Annotated in this window: 18 protein-coding genes; 4 read left to right on the forward strand and 14 right to left on the reverse strand. The window is 71.0% G+C overall.

Features of this window, described 5'->3' with window-relative positions; all coding sequences use genetic code 11:
- Positions 1 to 39: 39 nt before the first annotated feature.
- The 7 genes from HHX35_RS03990 to HHX35_RS04020 all read right to left on the reverse strand — a co-directional run bounded on the left by HHX35_RS03990 (position 40) and on the right by HHX35_RS04020 (position 6,364).
- Positions 40 to 534: a CinA family protein gene (locus HHX35_RS03990; RefSeq protein ID WP_139576122.1), complete on the reverse strand. Its 495-nt coding sequence runs from the start codon at positions 532 to 534 to the stop codon at positions 40 to 42.
- Positions 531 to 1,253 carry a CDP-diacylglycerol--glycerol-3-phosphate 3-phosphatidyltransferase gene (pgsA, locus tag HHX35_RS03995; protein WP_182897593.1) on the reverse strand — a complete coding sequence of 241 codons (723 nt, stop codon included), beginning with the start codon at positions 1,251 to 1,253 and terminating at the stop codon, positions 531 to 533. The genes HHX35_RS03990 and pgsA overlap by 4 nt, the downstream gene beginning before the upstream one ends.
- Positions 1,250 to 2,662, reverse strand: a complete 1,413-nt coding sequence (rimO, locus tag HHX35_RS04000) for a 30S ribosomal protein S12 methylthiotransferase RimO (protein WP_182897594.1) — start codon at positions 2,660 to 2,662, stop codon at positions 1,250 to 1,252. Before rimO ends, pgsA begins: the two co-directional genes overlap by 4 nt.
- A 30-nt stretch (positions 2,663 to 2,692) precedes the next feature.
- Positions 2,693 to 3,412, reverse strand: a complete 720-nt coding sequence (locus tag HHX35_RS04005; protein ID WP_182897595.1) for a helix-turn-helix domain-containing protein — start codon at positions 3,410 to 3,412, stop codon at positions 2,693 to 2,695.
- Positions 3,413 to 3,573: 161 nt separating this feature from the next.
- Complete coding sequence (locus HHX35_RS04010) at positions 3,574 to 4,965, reverse strand: cytosine permease (RefSeq protein WP_182897596.1); 1,392 nt, start codon at positions 4,963 to 4,965, stop codon at positions 3,574 to 3,576.
- The gene (locus HHX35_RS04015) at positions 4,962 to 5,918 is read right to left on the reverse strand and encodes an isopenicillin N synthase family oxygenase (RefSeq protein ID WP_182897597.1); all 957 of its coding nucleotides are present in this window, start codon (positions 5,916 to 5,918) and stop codon (positions 4,962 to 4,964) included. Before HHX35_RS04015 ends, HHX35_RS04010 begins: the two co-directional genes overlap by 4 nt.
- Entirely contained in the window at positions 5,915 to 6,364 is a 450-nt protein-coding gene (locus tag HHX35_RS04020; protein ID WP_182897598.1) for a nucleoside deaminase, read from the reverse strand. The genes HHX35_RS04015 and HHX35_RS04020 overlap by 4 nt, the downstream gene beginning before the upstream one ends.
- 94 nt (positions 6,365 to 6,458) lie before the next feature.
- On the opposite strand from HHX35_RS04020, the gene HHX35_RS04025 reads away from it, so the two are divergent.
- Positions 6,459 to 7,973, forward strand: a complete 1,515-nt coding sequence (locus HHX35_RS04025) for a PucR family transcriptional regulator (protein ID WP_182897599.1) — start codon at positions 6,459 to 6,461, stop codon at positions 7,971 to 7,973.
- 197 nt (positions 7,974 to 8,170) lie between these two features.
- On the opposite strand, the gene HHX35_RS04030 is transcribed toward HHX35_RS04025, so the two are convergent.
- Complete coding sequence (locus HHX35_RS04030) at positions 8,171 to 10,705, reverse strand: DNA translocase FtsK (RefSeq protein ID WP_182897600.1); 2,535 nt, start codon at positions 10,703 to 10,705, stop codon at positions 8,171 to 8,173.
- A gap of 10 nt (positions 10,706 to 10,715) precedes the next feature.
- Positions 10,716 to 11,660: a helix-turn-helix transcriptional regulator gene (locus HHX35_RS04035; RefSeq protein ID WP_182897601.1), complete on the reverse strand. Its 945-nt coding sequence runs from the start codon at positions 11,658 to 11,660 to the stop codon at positions 10,716 to 10,718.
- Between the two features lie 119 nt (positions 11,661 to 11,779).
- On the opposite strand from HHX35_RS04035, the gene HHX35_RS04040 reads away from it, so the two are divergent.
- A complete protein-coding gene (locus HHX35_RS04040; RefSeq protein ID WP_182897602.1) occupies positions 11,780 to 12,655 on the forward strand; it encodes an NmrA/HSCARG family protein in 876 nt (291 codons plus the stop codon).
- A gap of 38 nt (positions 12,656 to 12,693) precedes the next feature.
- On the opposite strand, the gene HHX35_RS04045 is transcribed toward HHX35_RS04040, so the two are convergent.
- The 5 genes from HHX35_RS04045 to HHX35_RS04065 all read right to left on the reverse strand — a co-directional run bounded on the left by HHX35_RS04045 (position 12,694) and on the right by HHX35_RS04065 (position 17,851).
- On the reverse strand, positions 12,694 to 13,467 hold the full coding sequence (locus tag HHX35_RS04045) for an IclR family transcriptional regulator (RefSeq protein ID WP_139576111.1): 774 nt from the start codon (positions 13,465 to 13,467) through the stop codon (positions 12,694 to 12,696).
- Positions 13,468 to 13,498: 31 nt separating this feature from the next.
- On the reverse strand, positions 13,499 to 14,662 hold the full coding sequence (locus HHX35_RS04050; protein WP_182897603.1) for an enolase C-terminal domain-like protein: 1,164 nt from the start codon (positions 14,660 to 14,662) through the stop codon (positions 13,499 to 13,501).
- A gap of 94 nt (positions 14,663 to 14,756) precedes the next feature.
- Complete coding sequence (locus tag HHX35_RS04055) at positions 14,757 to 16,046, reverse strand: sugar ABC transporter substrate-binding protein (protein ID WP_182897604.1); 1,290 nt, start codon at positions 16,044 to 16,046, stop codon at positions 14,757 to 14,759.
- A gap of 49 nt (positions 16,047 to 16,095) precedes the next feature.
- A complete protein-coding gene (locus HHX35_RS04060) occupies positions 16,096 to 16,974 on the reverse strand; it encodes a carbohydrate ABC transporter permease (RefSeq protein WP_139576108.1) in 879 nt (292 codons plus the stop codon).
- A 19-nt stretch (positions 16,975 to 16,993) separates the two neighbouring features.
- The gene (locus HHX35_RS04065; RefSeq protein WP_139576214.1) at positions 16,994 to 17,851 is read right to left on the reverse strand and encodes a carbohydrate ABC transporter permease; all 858 of its coding nucleotides are present in this window, start codon (positions 17,849 to 17,851) and stop codon (positions 16,994 to 16,996) included.
- 274 nt (positions 17,852 to 18,125) lie between these two features.
- Between HHX35_RS04065 and HHX35_RS04070 the strand changes: the two genes are divergently transcribed.
- Together HHX35_RS04070 and HHX35_RS04075 are read left to right on the forward strand one after the other, a co-directional pair.
- Positions 18,126 to 19,043 (forward strand): 5-dehydro-4-deoxyglucarate dehydratase, encoded by a 918-nt coding sequence (locus HHX35_RS04070; protein WP_182897605.1) that lies wholly within the window; start codon positions 18,126 to 18,128, stop codon positions 19,041 to 19,043.
- Positions 19,044 to 19,100: 57 nt separating this feature from the next.
- Positions 19,101 to 20,402, forward strand: a complete 1,302-nt coding sequence (locus HHX35_RS04075) for a polysaccharide lyase family 1 protein (protein ID WP_182897606.1) — start codon at positions 19,101 to 19,103, stop codon at positions 20,400 to 20,402.
- Positions 20,403 to 20,411: the final 9 nt, after the last annotated feature.

Genomic DNA, 20,411 nt, shown 5'->3' on the forward strand with positions numbered 1-20,411 from the left:
ACCGAGGCGAGCATGTTCGCTGGGGACGTAACGCGGTAATCACCCCGAATGTTCCCCCAAATTTGCCTTCAGCACACCTTCCAGCAGGGTCAACGCCTCCTGACAGGTGGCAGTTCTGATCCCGTCCCTGTCTCCGGTCAACCGCAGGTCGCGGTGCCAGAGCCGCTCTCCCGGTCCCGCCAGCGCGATGTGGACCGTGCCGACCGGCTTGCCGTCCTGGGGATCGGGGCCGGCGACCCCGGTCACCGCCAGGCCGTAGTCGGAGTCCGCGAGCTTGCGCACTCCTGTGGCCATGGCCGCGGCCACGTCGGGGTGCACCGCTCCCTCCCTGCCGAGGAGGTCGGACGGCACGTCGAGGACGCTCGCCTTGAGATCAGTGGCGTAGGCGATCACCCCGCCCCGGAAGGCGGCCGAGGCCCCCATCGGACCGGTCATCGCGGCCCCGATCAGGCCGCCCGTGAGCGACTCCGCCACGGCGACCGTCGCGCCCTGGCGAACCAGCAGGGACAGCACCTCGCTCGCCACGCCCATCATCGGCTTCGCGCGCTCCTCGCCACCTGCCGCAGCCGCACCGCCCGCACCACGTAGTCGGCGCCGGTTCCCACCGTGATCACCAGGGCGAGGCCCATGGCCGCCCACCTGACCAGATCCGGCACCCCCGGCACGATGTAGAGCGCGATGGCCACGATCTGCAACACGGTCTTCACCTTGCCCCCGTAACTGGCCGGGATAACCCCGTGCCGGATCACGAGGAAACGCAGCAGCGTGACCCCCGCCTCGCGGGCGACGATCACCAGGGTGACCCACCACGGGATCTCGCCGAGGTACGACAGGCTGAGCAGTGCGGCGCCGATCAGCGCCTTGTCCGCGATCGGATCGGCGATCTTCCCGAAGTCGGTGATCAGCGCGTACTTCCTGGCGAGCCAGCCGTCGAGCTGGTCGGTGAGGGACGCGAGCAGGAAGACGCCGAGGGCCGCCAGGCGCCAGCCCTCCCCCTCGACGAACAGGAAGACGGTGAAGACGGGGACGATCGCCAGCCGGGCGATGGTCAGGACGTTTGCGATGTTCCAGGTGCTGACGTGGCGCACCGTGCCGTCTCCTGCGCCCTCTACTGCGACCGCTCCGGCCACGTCGGCGGACGCCGGTATCGCCACCGGCGCGGCGGGCACGGCGGCGACCGGCGGCGCCGCGGGCTCCGGTGTCACCTCTCCCGGGCCCGCCACGTCCACCGGCGGCTCACCGCGCTCCGTCATGTGCCTGCCTTGATCCGGGCGATGAGGTCGACCCCCTCGGAGTCGACGGCGACCGCTTGGACGATCTGGCCGGGGACCAGGCCGATCCCCTGGACCGTGACCGCACCGTCCACCTCGGGGCCCTGGTGCGCCGCCCGGCCCTCGTATCCGCCGTCCCCGAGGTCCTCCTCGATCAGGACCTCCAGCTCGGTGCCGATGCGCTCCTCGGCCCGCTGGGCGGTCAGCTCCTCGGCGAGCTCGGTCAGCGTCGCGACCCGCTCCTCGATCACGTCCTGGTCGAGCTTGCCGTCGAAGCCGTACGCCTCGGTGCCCTCCTCGTCGGAGTAGCCGAAGACGCCGATGACGTCCAGCCTGGCCTCCTCAAGGAAGCCCACCAGTTCGTCGAACTCCTCCTGGGTCTCCCCCGGGAACCCCACGATGAAGTTGGACCTGATGCCCGCCTCCGGGGCGCGGTCGCGGATCTGCGCGAGCAGGTCGAGGAACCGCTTGGGGTCGCCGAAGCGCCGCATCCGCCGCAGCACGGTCCCGCTGGCGTGCTGGAAGGACAGGTCGAAGTAGGGCGCGACCCCCTCGGTGGAGGCGATCACGTCGAGCAGCCCGGGCCGCAGCTCGGCCGGCTGCAGGTAGCTGACCCGCACCCGCTCGATGCCCTCGATCGCGGCCAGCGGGGGCAGCAGCTTCTCCAGTGCGCGCAGGTCGCCCAGGTCCTTGCCGTACGACGTGGAGTTCTCGCTGACCAGCACGAGCTCCCTGACGCCCTGCCCGGCCAGCCAGGCGGCCTCGGCGAGCAGGTCCTCCGGGCGGCGCGAGACGTACGAGCCGCGGAAGGCCGGGATCGCGCAGAACGTGCAGCGCCGGTCGCAGCCCGACGCGAGCTTCAGCGAGGCCACCGGCCCCGAGCCGAGCCGCTTGCGCAGCATGCGCGGGCCGCTGGCGGGGGCGACGCCCTCCGGCAGCGGGTCCTCTTGGGCGTGACCGGGAATGTGGGCCCGGGCGGCCGCGCGCTCCACCGGCGTGATCGGCAGGAGCGTGCGACGGTCCCGCGGCGAGTGCGGGACCAGCGGCCTGCCCGAGAGGACGTCGTCGAGACGCTCCCCGATCTCGGCGTAGTCGTCGAAGGAGATCACGGTCGCCTCGGGCAGGGCGTCGGCGAGCTGCGCGCCGTACCGTTCGGCCATGCAGCCCGCCGCCACCACCTTCGCGCCCGAGTCGGCCGCGGCGAGCAGGGTGTCGATGGAGTCCTTCTTCGCCGAATCGATGAAGCCGCACGTGTTGACGACGACGACGTCGGGATCGTCGTCATCGGTGTGCCAGCCGGCGGCCTCCAGCCGCGCGGCCAGCTCCTCGGAGTCGACCTCGTTGCGGGCGCAGCCCAGCGTGATCAGCGATACGGTTCGGCGAGAAGACATGATGCGAACTACGGTATCGGCAGTCGGCGATTAACGGGGACTCGGGCCGCCCGCGTCGAAGGTCCGCCGGATCATCTGGCCGTCCTTGCCGGGCGTGCCGAGGTCCCTTCCGTTGACCTCCAGCCGCACCGCCCCCGCGTCGCCGATGGTCACCTTCATCCGGTCCTTGGCCGAATAGGTCGTGGTCTTCCCCTCGGGCAGCGTCCCCTGGAAGATCTCATGGCCCTTGGCGTCCCTCACGTTGAGGTAGGCCGGCTTGCGCGCGGTGACCTTCACGACCACGAGGCCGGGCGCGACGGCCTCCTCGAGGGTCTTCCTCTCGTGGCCCTTGTCGTGACGCGCGTGCGCGTGCGGCGCCGTCACCGGGAGCTGGGCGGCCGTCGGGCCCGTCTTCCCGCCGGAGCCCCCGAGCATCCGCGCGACGACGACGACCGCGACGATGGCCAGGGCCACCGCGACGGCCATCGTCCAGCTGGGGGCCCTGCGGGCCCGCTCCCCCACGTCGCCCCTGAACACCGCCGACGCCTTGACCGGTGACGCGATGTCGGCGTTCTCCTGCTCGTACTGCCGCAGGATCCCGTCCGGGTCCAGGCCGAGGTCGGAGGCGATGGTCCGGATGTGCCCGCGCGCGTAGAAGTCGCCCACCGAGAAGTCGTCGCGCTCGAAGCGTTCGATGACGGTCTCGCGGATCCGCGTGCGCTCGCTGAGCTGACGCACGGTCAGCCCGGCGCGCTCACGGGCTTCGGCCAAAACAGCACCAACGCTCATCGTTCCGCCCCCTGTCCGAGCTGAACAGCTCGCCCCACAATGCGTAGTTAGTCACATTCAATCAGTAACTGGCTACGATGGGTACCCGTGGGTGGGTCGAATATGCACGGAGAGTGCACGCCGGGGAGCGGCCCGGGGCCCGTTCAGCCGCGCCGCAGGGGCTTCAGCGCGAGATAGAGCCCGGCGGAGATGAGGAACCCGGCCTCGAACGCTATGTCCCCCACCTGGGGCACGCTCCGCGGCACCACGCCGACGTACTGCTCCTGATTGGAGAACAGCCAGACCGACAGGACGACCCCCGCCACCATCGCGACAGGCCCGGCCCAGTTGGCGTGCCGCCGGTCGAACATGAGCGGTTCGAGCGCGCGGACGTCCTGGCCGCGCCGCAGCAGCATGTCCGTCAGCACCACGCCCAGCCAGGGGCCGATCCAGTACGCGATGACCAGCAGGAACGCCTCATACTTGTGCCCGGCGTCCTCCAGGCCCGACAGCGCCACCGCGAAGCCGATCACGCCGCAGGCCAGCGCGACGATGGCCCGCCGCATCGTCAGCGGCAGCCGTACGCCGAGGGCGAGCAGCGACATAGCACCCGAGTAGACGTTGAGCGCGTTGGCCGACACGGCCCCGAGGGCGATCGCGAGCAGCGTCAGGTTCGCCACGAGCGCGGGCAGGTGGCCGGTGAACGCCGAGGTGGGCTGCCCGAGGGCGTCGCCGCCCCCGATCGTCACGGACGCCGCGCCGACGACCTCCAGCAGCACGCACGACACGAACACGCCGAGGCCCGCCGACAAGCCGGTGGCCCGCCTGCTCGCGTCCTGCGGCAGGTACCGCGTGTAGTCGGCGGCGTACGGGTTCCAGCCGGCCGCGTAGCCGAACGTGGCGCCCACGGTCAGCAGGAAGCCGCCGAGCCCTCCCCCGCTGCCCGCGTAGCCCGGCTCGGCCTTCGACAGGATGATCACGGAGGTGACCGCGAAGATCACCGCGAGAACCGGGAACGCGTACTTCTCGAAGGCCTGCACGAGGTTGTGGCCGAAGAACCCGAGCACCACCATGACCGCGACGACGATCAGCAGACAGGCCCAGCCCGGCAAACCCGTCAGCGTGTTCAGCGCGAGCGCGCCGCTCACGCTGTTGACCGCGAACCAGCCGATTCCGGCGGCGACGGAGTTGAACGCCGAAGGGATGACGTTGCCCCAATAGCCGAACGGCAGCCTGCCGAGCACCATCTGCGGCAGCCCCGCACTCACGCCCCTGGCCGACAGCACGCCGTGGGTGAGGGCCCCGAGGCCGCTGCCCACGACGACGGCGAGCACGGCCTGCCAGAAGCCGAGCCCGAACGCCGCCACGGCGAGGACCCCGAGGAAGATCGTGGCGAACTCCAGGTTCGGCGAGGTCCACGTCCAGAAGAGCTGCCGGGGCCTGCCGTGGCGCTCGGAGAGGGGGATGAACTCGATGCCGCCCGGCTCGATCGCGGCGACCTTGTCGCCGTACCGGCCCTCGCGTACGGCGACTTCGGGGGGTTCCAGAACTGTCATACGGTGATCGCCCTCAGCTTCTCGAGGAGGTAGTCGGACGCGCGGACGGGCTCGTGGGAGACCCGGCCGATCGGGGGGCCGAGCGACTCCACCTCGGCCAGGGGGTTGCACTCGTAGAAGTAGATGAGCGAGATCAGCTCCTCGTCCGGCGCCGACGGGTCGGGCGGGAGCACCCGGTGCCGGGTGGAGCGCCAGCGGTCGCCCGTCCAGCGGGCCAGCAGATCGCCGATGTTGATCGTGAACGAGTCCGGCACGAACGGCGCGTCGATCCACTCGCCGTCGAGCGTGTAGACCTGCAGGCCGCCGACGCCCCGCTGCCGGTCGAGCACGGTCACGGTGCCGAAGTCGGTGTGCGGCCCGATCCGGAACTGCCCCGGCTCCGGCTCGCCCACCTGCGACAGCGGCGGGTAGCGGTTGATGTTCATCGTGTACGACGGGTGGTCGGCCCGGGAGGCGAAGAAGTCCTCCTCGATTCCCAGAGCGGCCGCGCAGACCACCAGGAGTTCGCCGGCCAGCGAGCGCATCTCCGCCAAGTAGCGGGTGAGCAGCATCTGGAGTTCGGGCACCTCGGACGGCCAGACGTTGGCGAGGAACCAGTCGGTGTCGATCTCCGGGACGCCGATCGGCTGGTCGGCGCCCACGGCGAAGGTCTCCTTGAGGTCGGGCGGGGTGGGCGTGCCCTCGGCGTAGCCGTTGGCCTCGACGCCCGGCGGCAGCCAGCCCCGCTCCCCCACGGTGGCCGCGTACCGCTGCTTCGCCTCGGCGGGCAGGGCGAAGAACCGCCGGGCCGCGGCGCGCACGTCCTCGCGCAGCGCGGCCGGCACGCCGTGCCCGGTGACCAGCAGGAAGCCGATCTCGCGCAGCGCGGCGTCGACCTGGGCGGCCACCCGCGCCCGGCCGTCCGCCTCACCGGAGAACCAGGGAGTCAGGTCGACGACGGGAACCGAATTCATGTCTCATCTCCGATGTCCTCGTTCCAGACGGCGGGGTTGGCCGTGATGAAGGCCGTCATGAGCCCGGCGCACTCGGGGTCGTCGAGCACGACGACCTCCACCCCGGCCTCGGCGAGCCACTCGTGCGCGCCCATGAACGTGCGACACTCGCCGACCACCAGCCGCGGAATGCGGAACTGCCGGATCAGGCCGCTGCAGTACCAGCAGGGCGACAGGGTGCTCACCATGGTGGTCCCGCGGTAGGAGGGCTGGCGGCCCGCGTCGCGGAAGGCGGCGGTCTCCCCGTGCACCGAGGGGTCGCCGTCCTGAACCCGGCGGTTTCGCCCGCGCCCCAGCAGGCGGCCGTCCGGGCCGAACAGGGCCGCGCCGACCGGCACGCCGCCTTCGGCGAACCCCTTCCTTGCCTCTTCCAGGGCCACGCTGAGCATGGCTGCGTCGCTCGTCATGCGCTCACTATCCCTCCCCGCCGGGCCTTCGGGAACGGACGAAACGTCCGTACTATGACGACCCTTAACGGACGATCCGTATAGGGGTGCACCGATGCCTCTGACCCTGCGCGAGCTGCTGTCCTTCGAGGTGCTGCGGGAGGCCCGGCCGGAGGTCCTCGCCGGGAAGGGCGCGCTCGACCGGGTGGTCCGATGGGTGCACTCCAGCGAGATCTACGAGATCGGTCCCCTGCTCACCGGCGGCGAGCTGTTGCTGACGACCGGGCTCGGCCTGGCCGGCACCGACGCGGGGGCGCGGCGGCACTACCTGCGGGAGATCGCCGCCAGGGGCGTGGCCGGGGTCGCCCTCGAACTCGGCCGCACGTTCCCCGAGACGCCGCCCGAGCTGGTGGAGGAGGCCCGCAGGCAGGAGCTGCCCTTCATCACCCTGCACGCGGTCGTCCCGTTCATCCGGATCACCGAGCACGTCAACACGCTGATCGTCGACTACGCGAGCCGGCGGCTGCGGGTGGGCGACTCGGCCACTCGCGCCCTCAACGAGGCGCTCATCGCCGGCGCCGGGGTCGCCGGGGTACTGGCGACCGGAGCCGAGGTGGTGGGGGCACCGCTGATGCTGCTGTCCGCCAGCGGCGCGCTGGTCGCCGCCCACGGCGTGGGCAGCGACCGGGACGCCTGGCGCGCGGCTGAACGTGCGGTCTGCGAGTCACCGGTCACCCTCCACGGTCACCCCTGGGGGCGGCTGGTGGCCGGCCCCGGTTCGGCGCTGCCCGCCGACGACCTGGCGATCGCGCTGGAGCGGACGGCCGTCGCCCTCGCCCTCGCCATGCTCAGGACGGGCAGTCCGCCGAGCGAGCGCGACCGCCAGGCGTCCGCGCTGCTGCGGGACCTCATCGAGGGCACGGCCGAGGCCGACCCCGGCGTACGGGCGGTCATGGCGGGCCTGCCCACCGGGCCCGGCCACCTGCTGGTGGGCGTGGCCGTGGACGCCCTGGAGACGGCGGCCGCGCTCGCCGTGCTCGACCGGGCCGCGCACATCCTGCACACGACCGCCCTGCGGGGGCGGGTGAGCCGGCTGGTGCTCGGCGCCCTCGCGGTGCCGGTGGCCGTGGCGGACGCCGCCGGCGCGGCCGCCCAGGCGCTGGAGGAGGCGCTGCGGCGGCTGCACACCCCCCAGCTCAGAGTCGCCGTGGGGCACGCCGCGACCGGCCTGGCCGAGCTGGGCGGTTCGCTGCGGGACGCGCGGGCCGCGCTCGGGCTGCGGCGGGGTGCCCGGCTCGTCACCACCCGCGCGCTCGCCCTCGAACTGGAGCTCACCCGCCACGCCGACGCCCGGCACGCCGCCGAACTCGTACGGCGGACCATCGGCCGGCTGGTGGACTGGGACACGGCCCACCGGACCGACCTCGTCGGCACGCTGGAGGTCTTCCTGCTGCACGGGTGCAGCGCGACCCGGGCGGCCGCCGCGCTACACCTCGGGCGGCAGACGTTCTACCAGCGGCTGCAGCGCATCGAGACGCTGCTGGGCCACCCGGTGACCGACCCCGGCGCGCACGCGGCCCTGCTGCTCGCTACCGCCGCCCACCGGGTCGCCGGCGCTGATGTCAGGTGATCCAGCCCGTGCAGACGTCGGGGCCCCAGGCGCTGCCCAGCCACTTCTTGACGCAGGCCCGCGACGGGCGGTTCGGCGCCCACGCCTGCCTCCTCGGGCTCAGGCGTTGGAGGACGTCGTCCGAGGGGCCGGCGTGCACCCGTGCGCCGCCGAGGCGCGCCGGTTGGGTCCCTGAAGAGCCTGGCGAGGCCCGGCGGCTACTCGCCGCCGCGGAGGTCGGCGAGCAGGCCGGGCAGTTCGTCGGGCTTGACCAGCACCTCGCGGGCCTTGGACCCCTCGCTCGGACCGACCACGTTGCGGCTCTCCAGCAGGTCCATCAACCGCCCGGCCTTGGCGAAGCCCACGCGCAGCTTGCGCTGGAGCATGGACGTCGAGCCGAACTGGGTCGACACGATCAGCTCGGCGGCCTGGATCAGCAGGTCGAGGTCGTCGCCGATCTCCTCGTCGATCTCCCGCTTCGCGGCGGCGGGCGCGGCGACGTCCTCCCGATACTCGGCCTGCATCTGGGCCTTGCAGTGGGCGACGACCTCCGCGATCTCCTTCTCGGAGATGAACGCGTTCTGCAGCCGCATCGGCTTGCTCGCGCCCATGGGCAGGAACAGCGCGTCGCCCTGCCCGACGAGCTTCTCGGCTCCCGGCTGGTCGAGGATGACCCGCGAGTCGGCGAGCGAGGAGGTGGCGAACGCCAGCCGCGAGGGCACGTTCGCCTTGATCAGGCCGGTGACGACGTCCACGGACGGCCGCTGGGTGGCGATGACCAGGTGGATGCCGGCGGCCCGGGCGAGCTGCGTGATGCGGACGATCGAGTCCTCCACGTCGCGCGGCGCGACCATCATCAGGTCGGCCAGCTCGTCCACGATCACCAGCAGGTACGGGTACGGCTGGTAGACGCGCTCGCTGCCCGGCGGCGGCACCAGCTTGCCCGCGCGCACGGCCTTGTTGAAGTCGTCCACGTGCCGGAAGCCGCTGGCCGCCAGGTCGTCGTACCGCCGGTCCATCTCGCCCACCACCCATTCGAGGGCCTCGGCGGCCTTCTTCGGGTTGGTGATGATGGGCGTGATGAGGTGCGGGATGCCCTCGTACGAGCTGAGCTCGACCCGCTTGGGGTCGACCAGCACCATGCGGACCTCGTCGGGCGTGGCCCGCAGGAGGATCGAGGAGATCAGCCCGTTGATGCAGGTCGACTTGCCCGCGCCGGTGGCGCCCGCGATGAGGATGTGCGGCATCTTGGCCAGGTTGGCCACGATGGTGCGGCCCTCGACGTCCTTGCCGAGCCCGACGATCATCGGGTGGTGGTCGGCCTGGGCCACCTGCGAGCGCAGCACGTCGCCGAGCGACACGAGGTCCTTGTCGACGTTGGGGATCTCCACGCCGATGGCCGACTTGCCGGGGATGGGAGACAGGATCCGGACGTCCGCGGACTTGACGGCGTAGGCGATGTTCCTGGTGAGCGCGGTGACCTTCTCGACCTTGACGGCCGGGCCGAGCTCGATCTCATACCTGGTCACCGTCGGGCCCCGGGTGAAGCCGACGACCTGCGCGTCGATGGAGAACTGCTCCAGCACGCTGGTCAGCGCGTTCACGACCGTCCGGTTGCCCTTGGTCTCCTGCTTGGGCGCGCTGCCCGGCCGCAGCAGCGTGAGGTCCGGCAGCGTGTACGGCCCCTCCTGGCTGGACAGGACGAGCTGCTCCACCTTGCGCGGCGCGGGGGTCGGCAGCGGAGGCTGAGGCACCGGCTTGGGTATCTCCGGCTCGGTAGGCTCGGCCGACTCCACCACGTCGTCCACGAGGCCGGGGACGATCTCCGGCGAATGGTCCTTCTCCGACAGCACGGGCGTGTCGTACGGCTTGACGCCGTCGCCGCCCTCGGCGTCGCGCCCGCCGCCCGGCTGCTTGCGGGTGCGCTTCTTGGCCGGCGCGGGGGCCTTGCGGGGCTCCCCGGTCTCCTCCGGCCGCTGGAAGAGCATGTGCTGGATCTCGGCGAGACGCTCGGGGATGCGGTGGACCGGAGTGGCTGTGATCACCAGCAGGCCGAAGCCGGACAGCATCACCAGCAGCGGGATCGTGATGAACGCCGGCAGGATGCTCGACGGTGGAGCCGAGACGATGAAGCCGATCATGCCGCCCGCCGCCGACACGTTGGCCATGCCGTCGTTGGGCCCGCCTGAGGGGTACGGCGTGCCGTGGGCGACGTGCACGATTCCGAGGATCCCGGCCAGCAGCGCGGTCCAGCCGATGCCCATCCTGCCGGTCTCGGCGTTCTGGTCGGGGTGGCGCAGCAGCCGCCAGGCGAGCAGCGCGAGCAGCACGGGCACCGCCCAGGCGAGCGATCCCACCGTCCCGCGCACCACGGTGTCGACGAACTCGGCGAATCCCGTCTTGGTGTCCCGCCAGGTCAGGGCGGCGAGCACGATGGCGGCCGCGAGCACCGACAGTCCCTGCCCGTCGCGGCGGTGCACGGGGTCGAGGTCGCGGGCTCCCTGCCCGAGTGCCCGCGCCGCCATGCCCACGCCGTTCGCCACCAGCATCCACATGCCGATGACGAGCTTGCCGATCACGAGGAAGAACCAGCTGATCGGGTCCTGTCCGGTGGCGACCGGCCGCTTGGGCGCGGACCTGGGCGCCGCCCTGCCTCGGGAACCCGCCGGGGATCGCTTCGGGGAAGCCGTACGGGATCCGGAGCGCGACGCGGGGCGCTTGCCGGACCCCTGTCCGGACGTACGGGTGGCCATGATGCCGAAGTTACCCCGGATGCGGGCGATTACCGGGGCGGCGCGCCGGGAGGCCGCCCTTCAGAGTGCTGCCCTTCGGGGCACTGGCCTTCGGAGCGCTGCCCTTCGGGGCGCTGCCGGAGTCCCGCCGTCCATCGAGGAGCGAGGTCACCCGCCTGCGGCCGTCCTCGCCCGCCGGCACTTGCAGCACCAGCAGGAGATCGGGGTGCTCCGCCGGACGCAGCTGGAACACCTCCAGGTCCAGCCGCCCGATCTCGGGGTGGTCGATCGTGACCGTCGCGGGCCTGAAGCGGCGGACCGGGTAGTCCGCCCACCACTCCCGGAACTCCGGGCTGACCTCGCTCAGCTCCGCCACCAGCGCCGTGAAGGCGGGGTCACCCGGCCGGCGTCCCATCTCGGCGCGGAACTGGCTGATCACGGCGCGGGCGGCGGGTTCCCAATGGACCATCCGGGCGCGGTTGCCGGCGTCGGTGAACATCATCCACAGCAGGTTCCGCCTGCCCGGCGGGAGCGTCAGCGGATCGTGGCGGAGCAGGGCGTAGGGGGTGTTCCAGGCCAGATAGTCGAAGCGCGCGTCGTACACGGAGGCGGCGTTCGGGGCGGCGGCGTCCACCAGGCGCCGCAGCCGGTCCCGTGGCCGCGCCCCCTCGCCGGACGGCGTGTCCGGCGGGGCCAGGCCGGCCAGGTCACGCAGGTGGCGGTGTTCGTCGGGATCGAGCAGCAGCGCGCGGGCCAGCGCGTCGATCACCTGCGCCGACGCCGAGATGTCCCGTCCCTGTTCCAGGTAGGTGTACCAGGTGACACCGACACCCGAGAGCTCGGCGATCTCCTCGCGGCGCAGGCCGGGGGTGCGGCGCAGGGCCGGCTCGCCTTCCGGCAGGCCGACGTCGGCCGGACGCAGGCGGGCCCGCCGGGCGCGGAGGAACGCGCCGAGCTCGGCCCTGCGGTCCGACACCCTGGCGCGGCGGCCGGGCGCGTGACTGGCAGCACGAGTGCCAGGACCGCCGGACGCCCTCTCGTTATCGTGACGTCCATGATCCTTCACACCGCGAGTGTGCCACGGAGGTAGGCGCCATGAGCGATCCCGTACTGGTGGTCGGCGCCACGGGCCGGCAGGGCGGCGCCGCCGCCCGGCAACTGCTCGCCCGGGGCCGGAGCGTGCGCGCCCTGGTGCGCGACCCGGGCCGTTCCGCCGCGAAGACCTTGGAAGAGTCGGGGGCGGAACTCGTCGTGGGCGACCTCGACGACGAGGCGTCGCTGCGCCACGCGATGCGGGGTGTGGACGGGGTCTTCCTCGCGCTGACCATGATGCAGGGTCCGAGGATCACCGTCGAGGGCGCCGCCGCCGAGGAACGGCGGGGCCTGACGGTTGTCCGGCTGGCCGCGGAGATCGGCACGGGACACCTGGTGTACAGCTCGGTCCCCGGCGCGGACGCCCCTTCCGGAATCCCCCACTTCGAGAGCAAGGCACGGATCGAGCGCGAGATCCACGCCCTCGGGCTCCCGGCGACGATCCTGCGCCCGGTCTCCTTCATGGAGAACTTCGCCACCTACAACCGCCCGGTCCTGGAGGACGGCACGCTGGTCGTGCGGCTCCCCGCGCAGCCCGGCAAGCCGATGCAGCTGATCGGCGTCGAGGACATCGGGGTGTTCGCCGCCCTCGCCTTCGAGCGCCCCGGCCGGTTCCTCGGCCGCACCGTCGACCTGGGCGCCGACGAGCTCACCCCGTCCGAGATCGCCGAGACGTTCGGCCGGGTGTGCGGCCTGCCGGCCCGCTTCGAACGGACGCCGATCGAGCAGGTGCGCGCGTTCGACGAGTGGGTGGCCCGGATGTTCGAGTTCTTCGACGAGCAACCGCCCGCACAGGTCGATCTGCCGGCCCTGCGATCCGAGCACCCGAGGCTGATGACCTTGGAGACGTGGCTGCGCGCCACCGGCTGGAGAGCGTGAGGCGCAGGACACGGCTCCGCCGCCGGGGGCGGAGCCGGTCAGTAGGCGCGGCGCTGCCGCATGGCGGAGCGCTCGATGCGCTCGCGCGCTTCCAGGAGGCAGGAGGCGATCTCCTTCTCCCGCTCGGGCGTGAGGCGCGGGATCGGCACCGAGCAGCTGATGGCGTCGCGCGGCGGGTCGCTGATGTGCAGCGCGACGCCGAAGCAGCGCAGTCCCTCGGTGTTCTCCTCACGGTCCACCGCGTAGCCCTGCTTGCGCACCCGGTGCAGGTCGACCAGCAGCTCCTCGGCGTCCACGATCGTGTGGGCCGTCAGCGAGGGCAGCTCGGCGGGCAGCATCGCGCGCACCTCGCCGTCGTCCCTGCTCGCCAGGATCGCCTTGCCGAGCGACGTGGTGCTCGCCGGCAGGCGGCGGCCCACCCGTGAGAACGGCCGCAGGTAGTGCCGCGAGGCGCGCGTGGCGAGGTAGACGATGTCGAAGTGGTCGAGACGGGCGAGGTGCACCGTCTCGCCCGTCACCTCGGCCAGCCAGTCCAGTGCGTCGTGCGCGAGCTGGACCACCGGGTCGCCGTCGATGTACGTCGCCCCGACCAGCAGAGCCCGCATGCCAATCCGGTAGAGCGTGCCGGTGACGTCGGTCTCGATCCAGCCGAGGTCGACCAGCGTGCGCAGCAGGGCGTGCAGGCTGCTCTTGGGGTAGCCCAGCTTGCCCTGTAGGTCGGTGAGGCTGTGCAGTCCGGGATACTGCGCGAAGAAGTCGAGCAGCTCGACCGTCCGGAGTGCCGACTTCACGTGCGGCACGGGTTCCGCCATGTGTAACCTCCCTGACCCGCCTGTCCGCCTCCTATTGTGAGCCGGTTCCCCAGGAGGTGACCGTCCGGGAGGCGATGTAGTCCATATCCAGATCATCCCCCAGTCCGGGAGTGTCCGGCATCCGCACCTTTCCGTCGGCGAGCGGGTCGACGATCGACCGCAGGTGCGGGGCGGGCGTGTCGTAGTCCGAGTGCGGGTGCAGCAGCCCCCGCTCGTACCACTGTCCGCACAGCGTGGCACCGATCACCGCGAGGGCGCCGGAGCCGTTGCCGTGGATCTCGCAGTCCATGCCGAACGACTCGGCCAGGTGGACCGCCTTGATCGCCGGGATGATCCCGCCGGAGCCGACCACGCCGACCCTGAGGATGTCACAGGCCCCCGCGGCCACCCACTCCGCCCGCGCCATGTGCTTGCCCCAGGAGGTCTCCGGCCCGAGGATCGGCGTCCTGAGCTGGTCGGCGAGCCATCGGTACGACTGCACCGAGGCCTCCTCCATGGGCTCCTCGTACCACGCGAAGTTCAGCTCGTCGAGGGCCCTGCCGAGGGCCAGGGCCTCGGAGCGGGAGTACCAGTGGTTGCTGTCGAGCATGAGCGCGACGTCCGGGCCGACCGCCTCCCGGACCGCGGCGCACGCCTCGATGTCGCGGTCCACGCCGTACGGCATGGGCGGCATCCAGGTGTGCAGCTTGATCCCGCGATAGCCGCGGGAGACGAGTTCCTTGGCGAAGGCGGCGTAGTCCTCGGGGGTGGCCAGGCCGCCGGGGATGTCGTCGCCGCACATCGTGCTCGCGTAGGCGGGCACCTCGGAGCGGGCTCCGCCGAGGAGCTTCCAGACCGGCAGGCCGAGCTTGCGCCCGGCGAGGTCCCACAGGGCCTGGTCGGCCGCGCTGAGCGCCCGGTCGGACAGGTTGCCCTGGGCGCCCCGCTGCCGGCGGGCGACGCGGTGCCACAGCCGCTCCCGGTCGAGGCTGTCCTGACCGATCAGCGCCGGCCCGATGTGGCTCGTGATCACCGCCTCCCTGACGGTGTCCGGCGCCGCCAGGCAGTATCCGGTCGCGCCGTCGCTGTCGGTGACGGCCAGCAGCGCCTCCCGCACCTCCCGCGGCGGGCCGGGATGCCGGTGGCCGTGCCCGTCGACCACGGACCTGGTGACCGTGGTGAAGACCGTGACGATGACGCGTTCGACGGCCGCCATGGACTCTTCCCTTCTCTTTCGGTGCTGGAGGGGCCGGAGGGCCGGTGCGCGGTCAGGGACGCACCGGCCCGGTCCCGGGACGCGGCGGCGGTTGTCAGCCGCCGGTCGCCTTCTTCCACTCGGCCTGCGCGTCGGTCAGCTTCTGCGCCAGGGTGTCGAGGAACTCCTGGGGCTTCATCTGGCCGAGCAGCACCTTCTGGAAGAGGGGCTCGGTGTCGGCCTTGGTGATGGAGGAGAACTGGGGCAGGTAGTAGGGCGGCGAAACGACCTGGGTGTTCGGGTCGTTCAGCGTGTCGACGGCGGTCTTCAGGTGCTCCAGGCCCTGCAGCCAGGAGTCGCCCTGCGCCTCGGTGTTGGCCGGGATCTGGCCCGTCTGCTGGTTCCAGTAGCTGTTGCTGTCGTGGGAGACCAGGAACTCCACGAACTTCCAGGCGGCGTCCTTGTGCTCGCTGCTCTTGAACACCGCGAAGCCGTCCACGGGGTTGGCGACGACGGTCCGCTTGCCGCCGGGACCGGTCGGCAGCGCGAAGGCGCCGATCTTGTCCTTGCCGTGCGCCTTGACGTGGTCGTTGTAGGAGCCAAGGTTGTGGTGCATCATCGCGATCTTCCCGGTGCCGAACGCGGCGACCATCTTCGGGAAGTCGTTGGTGACGTCGGCCTCGGGGGTGTCCTTCTTGTACAGCCCGGCCATCTTGGTGAGGAACTCGACGTTCTTCGGGTCGTTGACCGTGCTCTTGCCGGACCCGTCGAAGAACTGGCTCACGCCGGAGTAGGAGTACATCTCGGCCAGGATCTGGAAGATCGAGCCCGCGCCGCCGCGGATGGTGTAGCCGTACTCGTCGGGCTTCTTGGTCAGGTCGTCGGCGTCCTTGAAGAACTCGTCCCAGGTGGTCGGCGCCTGCTGGAGCTTGTCCTTCAGGTACCACACCACGTCCATGTTGGAGGTGTTGGGCACCAGGTAGAGCTTGCCGTCGGGCACGGTCTTGCGGACCGAGTCGAGCATCGGCGTGGCCAGCTTGCCGTTCACCGAGCTCTTGGCCAGCCACTCGTCCGCCGGCTCCAGCGCCTGCTGGCCGGTCAGGTTGGCCAGGTACGACGTGGTGACGCCGCCGACGTCGGGGGTGTCCCCGCCCGCGATGGCGGTGTCGTACTTCTGCTGGACGGAGGCGATGGGGACGCCGACGTACTCGACGTGGATCGAGGGGTTGGCCGCCTCGAACCGCTTGATCAGCTCCTGGTAGATCGGGGTGCGGGCGCCCCCGTTGTTGTCCCAGAACGTGATGGTCGTCTTGCCGGAGCCCTCGCCGGAACCCGAGTCCGACCCACATCCGGTAGCGGTGACGGCGAGAACGGCGAGCGCCGCCCAGGCCACTTTGATCTTCATGGTTCCTCCTGCTTACGACAGGCTGGTCTCTTCAATGGTTGGGGGGTTGCTATCCCTTGACCGCGCCGGCGCTGATGCCGTGCACGAGATAGCGCTGGACCACTGCGAACACGCAGACCACCGGCAGGGCGGCGACGACGCCCCCGGCCGCGAGAGCCCCGAAGTCGGCGCTGTACTCCCCGATCGTGTAGCTGAGCCCGACGGGGATCGTGAAGCTGTCCTGCTTGCTGACGAACATCAGCGCGAACAGGAAGTTGTTCCACGTGTGGATGAAGGCGAACGACCCCACGGCGATCAGACCGGGCCGCAGCTGCGGCAGCACGATGGCGAGGAAGCCGCGGAACCGGGTGCAGCCGTCGACCATCGCGGCCTCCTCGACCGTGAACGGCACGGCCGAGATGAACCCGCTCATCAGAATGATCGACAGGGGCAGGTTGAAGACGGTGTCGGCGACGACGAGGCTGGCCAGGTTGTTGATCAGGCCGAGCGTCTTGAAGATCGAAAACAGCGGGATCAGCATCATCGCGCCCGGAATGAACTGGGTGCACAGCAGCACGACCATGAACAGGCCCCGGCCGCGGAACCGGTAGCGCGACAACGCGTACCCGCCCATGACCGCGATGACCGTGGTGAACAGCAGCGACCAGACCCCGACGATCACACTGTTCCTGAAGAACACCGCGTAGCCGATGTCGTTCCAGACGGTCTCGAAGTGCTCGAACGTGATCGGCCAGGGCACCGGGTCGGTCGATCCGGCCGGCCGCAGGGCGAACACGAGCATCCAGTAGAACGGCACGAGGGTGAAGACCAGGTACATCCCGAGGGGGACGTAGAGCCGCAGCACGCGGCCGGGATCGCGCCTCTTCCGTCGGCGGGTCCCCGCGGGCACCGCTCGGGTGCGCGGGCGGGTCATCACGTCGGCGCTCATTGCGAAACCCCTCGCCTCTTCATCGTTCCTCGCCGAACCGGCTGAGCCGGAGGTAGAGGATGGAGCAGAACAGCAGGATCACGAAGCCCGCCATCGTCAGCGCCGAGCCGTACCCGAAGTCCTTGGAGTCGACGGCCCGCTGCGCGACGTACAGCGGCAGCGTGGTCGTGACCTGCGCCGGGCCGCCGCCGGTGAGCGTGTAGAGCAGGTCGACGTTGTTGAACTCCCAGACCCCGCGCAGCAGCGTGGCCAGCACGATCGCGTCCCGCAGGTGCGGCAGCGTGACGTGGAGGAAGCGCCTGATCCGCCCGGCGCCGTCCACCGCCGCCGCCTCGTAGAGCTCGCCCGGGATGCCCTGCAGGCCGGCGAGCAGGAGGATCGCGAAGAACGGCACGCCGCGCCACAGCTCGGTCACGACCACGGCCGGGAAGACCGTGTCGGGGTTGCCGAGGACCGCCGCCTCGGGCTGCCCGAGAAAGCGCAGCACTCCGGTGCTCGGCGTGTAGAGCAGGATCCAGATGCCCGTCGTCAGCACCCCGGAGACGGCCCAGGGGGAGAAGACGAGCGACCGGGCGAGCCCCCTGCCGATGAAACTTTCATTGACGATCAGGGCCAGGGCCAGCCCGAGGATCAGCTGAAGGCCGATCTCGACGACCACCCATTTGGCGGTGAAGCCCAGGCTGTGCCAGAAGACCTCGTCCTCGAACAGCATCTGCCGGAAGTTGTCGAGACCGGCGAAGCCGTCCGCCCATGGCCGGGTGAGGTTGCGGTGCTGCAGGCTGTAGTACGCGACGCTGGCGATCGGGTAGACGAGAAACGCGGCGATGAGCGCGACCGTCGGCGAGATCAGCAGGTACGGCACGGCCCTGCGGCGCATCGTCGTCACCGGCGCATCTCCTCTGTGACTTTTTCCCGAACCATGTTCAAGACATATTCCTGAACGTAGTTCACAAACGTGGACGGATCAACGGTGATGTTCGGGGCTCGGTCCTGTCAAGAACCCGTGTCCTATTCGAAACATTCACCCTCTTGAGGCGCACGTCTTGACCGCGCGCCGCCGCGCGCCGTACGGTCCCGGTGTTCATAAATATGAATCAGGTTCAGATGGATGTCAGATGAATGACAGCTCAGAAGGATGACGGAGGAAGCCGGTGACATTCGACGGCCTGCTGTTCTTCCCGGTCACGCCCTGCGACGAGGAGGAGCGGCTCGACCTCGAGGTGTTCCGCCGGCACGTGCGGCAGGGCGTCGAGGCGGGGTGCGGCGCGGTCTTCGCCTGCTGCGGCACCGGTGAGTTCCCCTCGCTCAGCCTGCGCGACTACACCGCCTGCGTGGCCGCGGCGGTCGAGGAGGCGGCCGGCCGCGTCCCGGTGGTCGCCGGGACCGGCTACGGCACCGCGATGGCCCTGGAGTTCGCCAGGGCGGCAGAGGACGGCGGGGCCTCGGCCCTGCTCGCGCTGCCGCCGTACCTCGTGCAGGCGGGTCAGGACGGCCTGCGCCGCCACTACGAGGCGATCGCGGACGGCACCCGGCTGCCGATCATCCTCTACCAGCGGGACAACGCCGTCTTCGAGCCGGAGACGGTCGCGGCGCTCGCGGAGCACCCGGGCGTCATCGGGCTCAAGGACGGCTACGGCGACCTCGGCCTCATGCGCCGGATCATCGAGGCCGCCCCGCCCGGAATGCTCTATTTCAACGGCCTGCCGACAGCGGAGCTGTCCCAGCTCGGTTACCGGGACCTCGGGGTGGTCCGCTACTCCTCCGCCGTCTTCTGCTTCCTCCCCGACCTCGCGCTCGCCTGCTACCGGGCGCTGCGGGACGGCCGCGACGACGTCGCGAACCGTCTGATCGAGGGCTTCTACCGTCCCCTGGTCGACCTCCGCGGCGAGGGCCCGGGATACGCCGTCTCGCTCATCAAGGCGGGTGTGCGCCTGCGTGGTCTGGACGTGGGACCCGTCCGCCGGCCGCTGTCCGATCCCAGCCCCGAGCACCTCGACAGGCTCGCCGCGCTGATCGACCGCGGTCTCGCCCTTCTCGAAGAACTGGAGCGGTCGCCCAACCCGGCCTGAGCGCCGGCGACACGTACGGACTCGTCTCGGGGGAGCGACCGCGGAACGGAGACAGTCATGCCCGGAAGATCCTTACTCCTGTCGGCCGCCCTCGCGATCACGGCCGCCGTCCCCGTGCTGGGAGCGGGCCCCGCCGGGGCGGCCACCCCGCCGGCCGGGACGCCGGCCGATCTCGGGCGGCAGACGCTGCCCGCGGGCGACGGCTGGGCCTCGGCCGGCACCGGCACCACCGGCGGCGCGGCGGCCCCCGCGTCGAACGTCCACGTCGTCACCGACCGCGCGGGCCTGGCCGCGGCGCTCGCCTCCCCCGGCCCCCGCATCATCTACGTCAAGGGCGTCATCGACGTCGACAAGACCTGCGCGGACTTCGCCACGGGCGGCTACACGCTGGCCGGTTACCTCGCGGCGTACGACCCGGCGGTGTGGGGCCGCGACACCGAGCCTTCCGGGCCGATGGAGGACGCGCGGGCGGCCTCCGCCGCGGCGCAGACGAAGTACATCAAGCTCAAGGTGCCGTCCGGCACCACGATCGTGGGCCTGCCGGGAGCGACCATCCGGCACATCAACCTGCACGTGGACAAGGCGGACAACGTCATCATCCGCAACATCCGGTTCGAGGACGCGGCCGACTGCTTCCCCCAGTGGGACCCCACCGACGGCGCCGAGGGCAACTGGAACTCCCTCTACGACAACATCTCGGTCACCAACTCGACCCACGTCTGGATCGACCACAACTCGTTCACCGACGGGGACAACCCCGACTCGAACCAGCCGGTCTACTTCGGCCGGCCCTACCAGGTGCACGACGGGCAGGCGGACATCACCAGCGCGTCCGACTTCGTGACCGTGTCGTGGAACAAGTTCTCCGACCACGACAAGACGATGCTGATCGGCTCGACCAACAACCCCGCCAACGACCGGGGCAAGCTCAGCGTCACCGTGCACCACAACGAGTTCTCCGGCAACCTCCAGCGGCTGCCCCGCGTGCGGTTCGGCAAGGTGCACGTCTACAACAACTACTATCAGGTGCCCGACGCCGAGCCCTTCGAGTACGCGCTGGGCGTGGGCGTGGAGTCACAGATCTACGCCGAGAACAACTACTTCCGGCTGAGCCGGAGCGTGGACCCGGCCGACCTGCTCTACAACTGGGGCGGCACGGCGCTGACGGCCAAGGGCAACCTGCTGCGAGTCGGCGGCAAGGAGCAGCCCATCGACCTGATCGCCGCCTACAACGCGAAGAACGACCCCGACCTCGGCGCCGACGCGGGCTGGACGCCGACCCTGCACACGGGGATCGACCCCGCCGAGACCGTGCGCAGGGAGGTCTCCCGGCACGCCGGGGCCGGCGAGATCCACTGACGCCGGCGG

This window comes from Microbispora sp. H10830 (assembly GCF_014161375.1).
Lineage (GTDB): Bacteria > Actinomycetota > Actinomycetes > Streptosporangiales > Streptosporangiaceae > Microbispora > Microbispora catharanthi.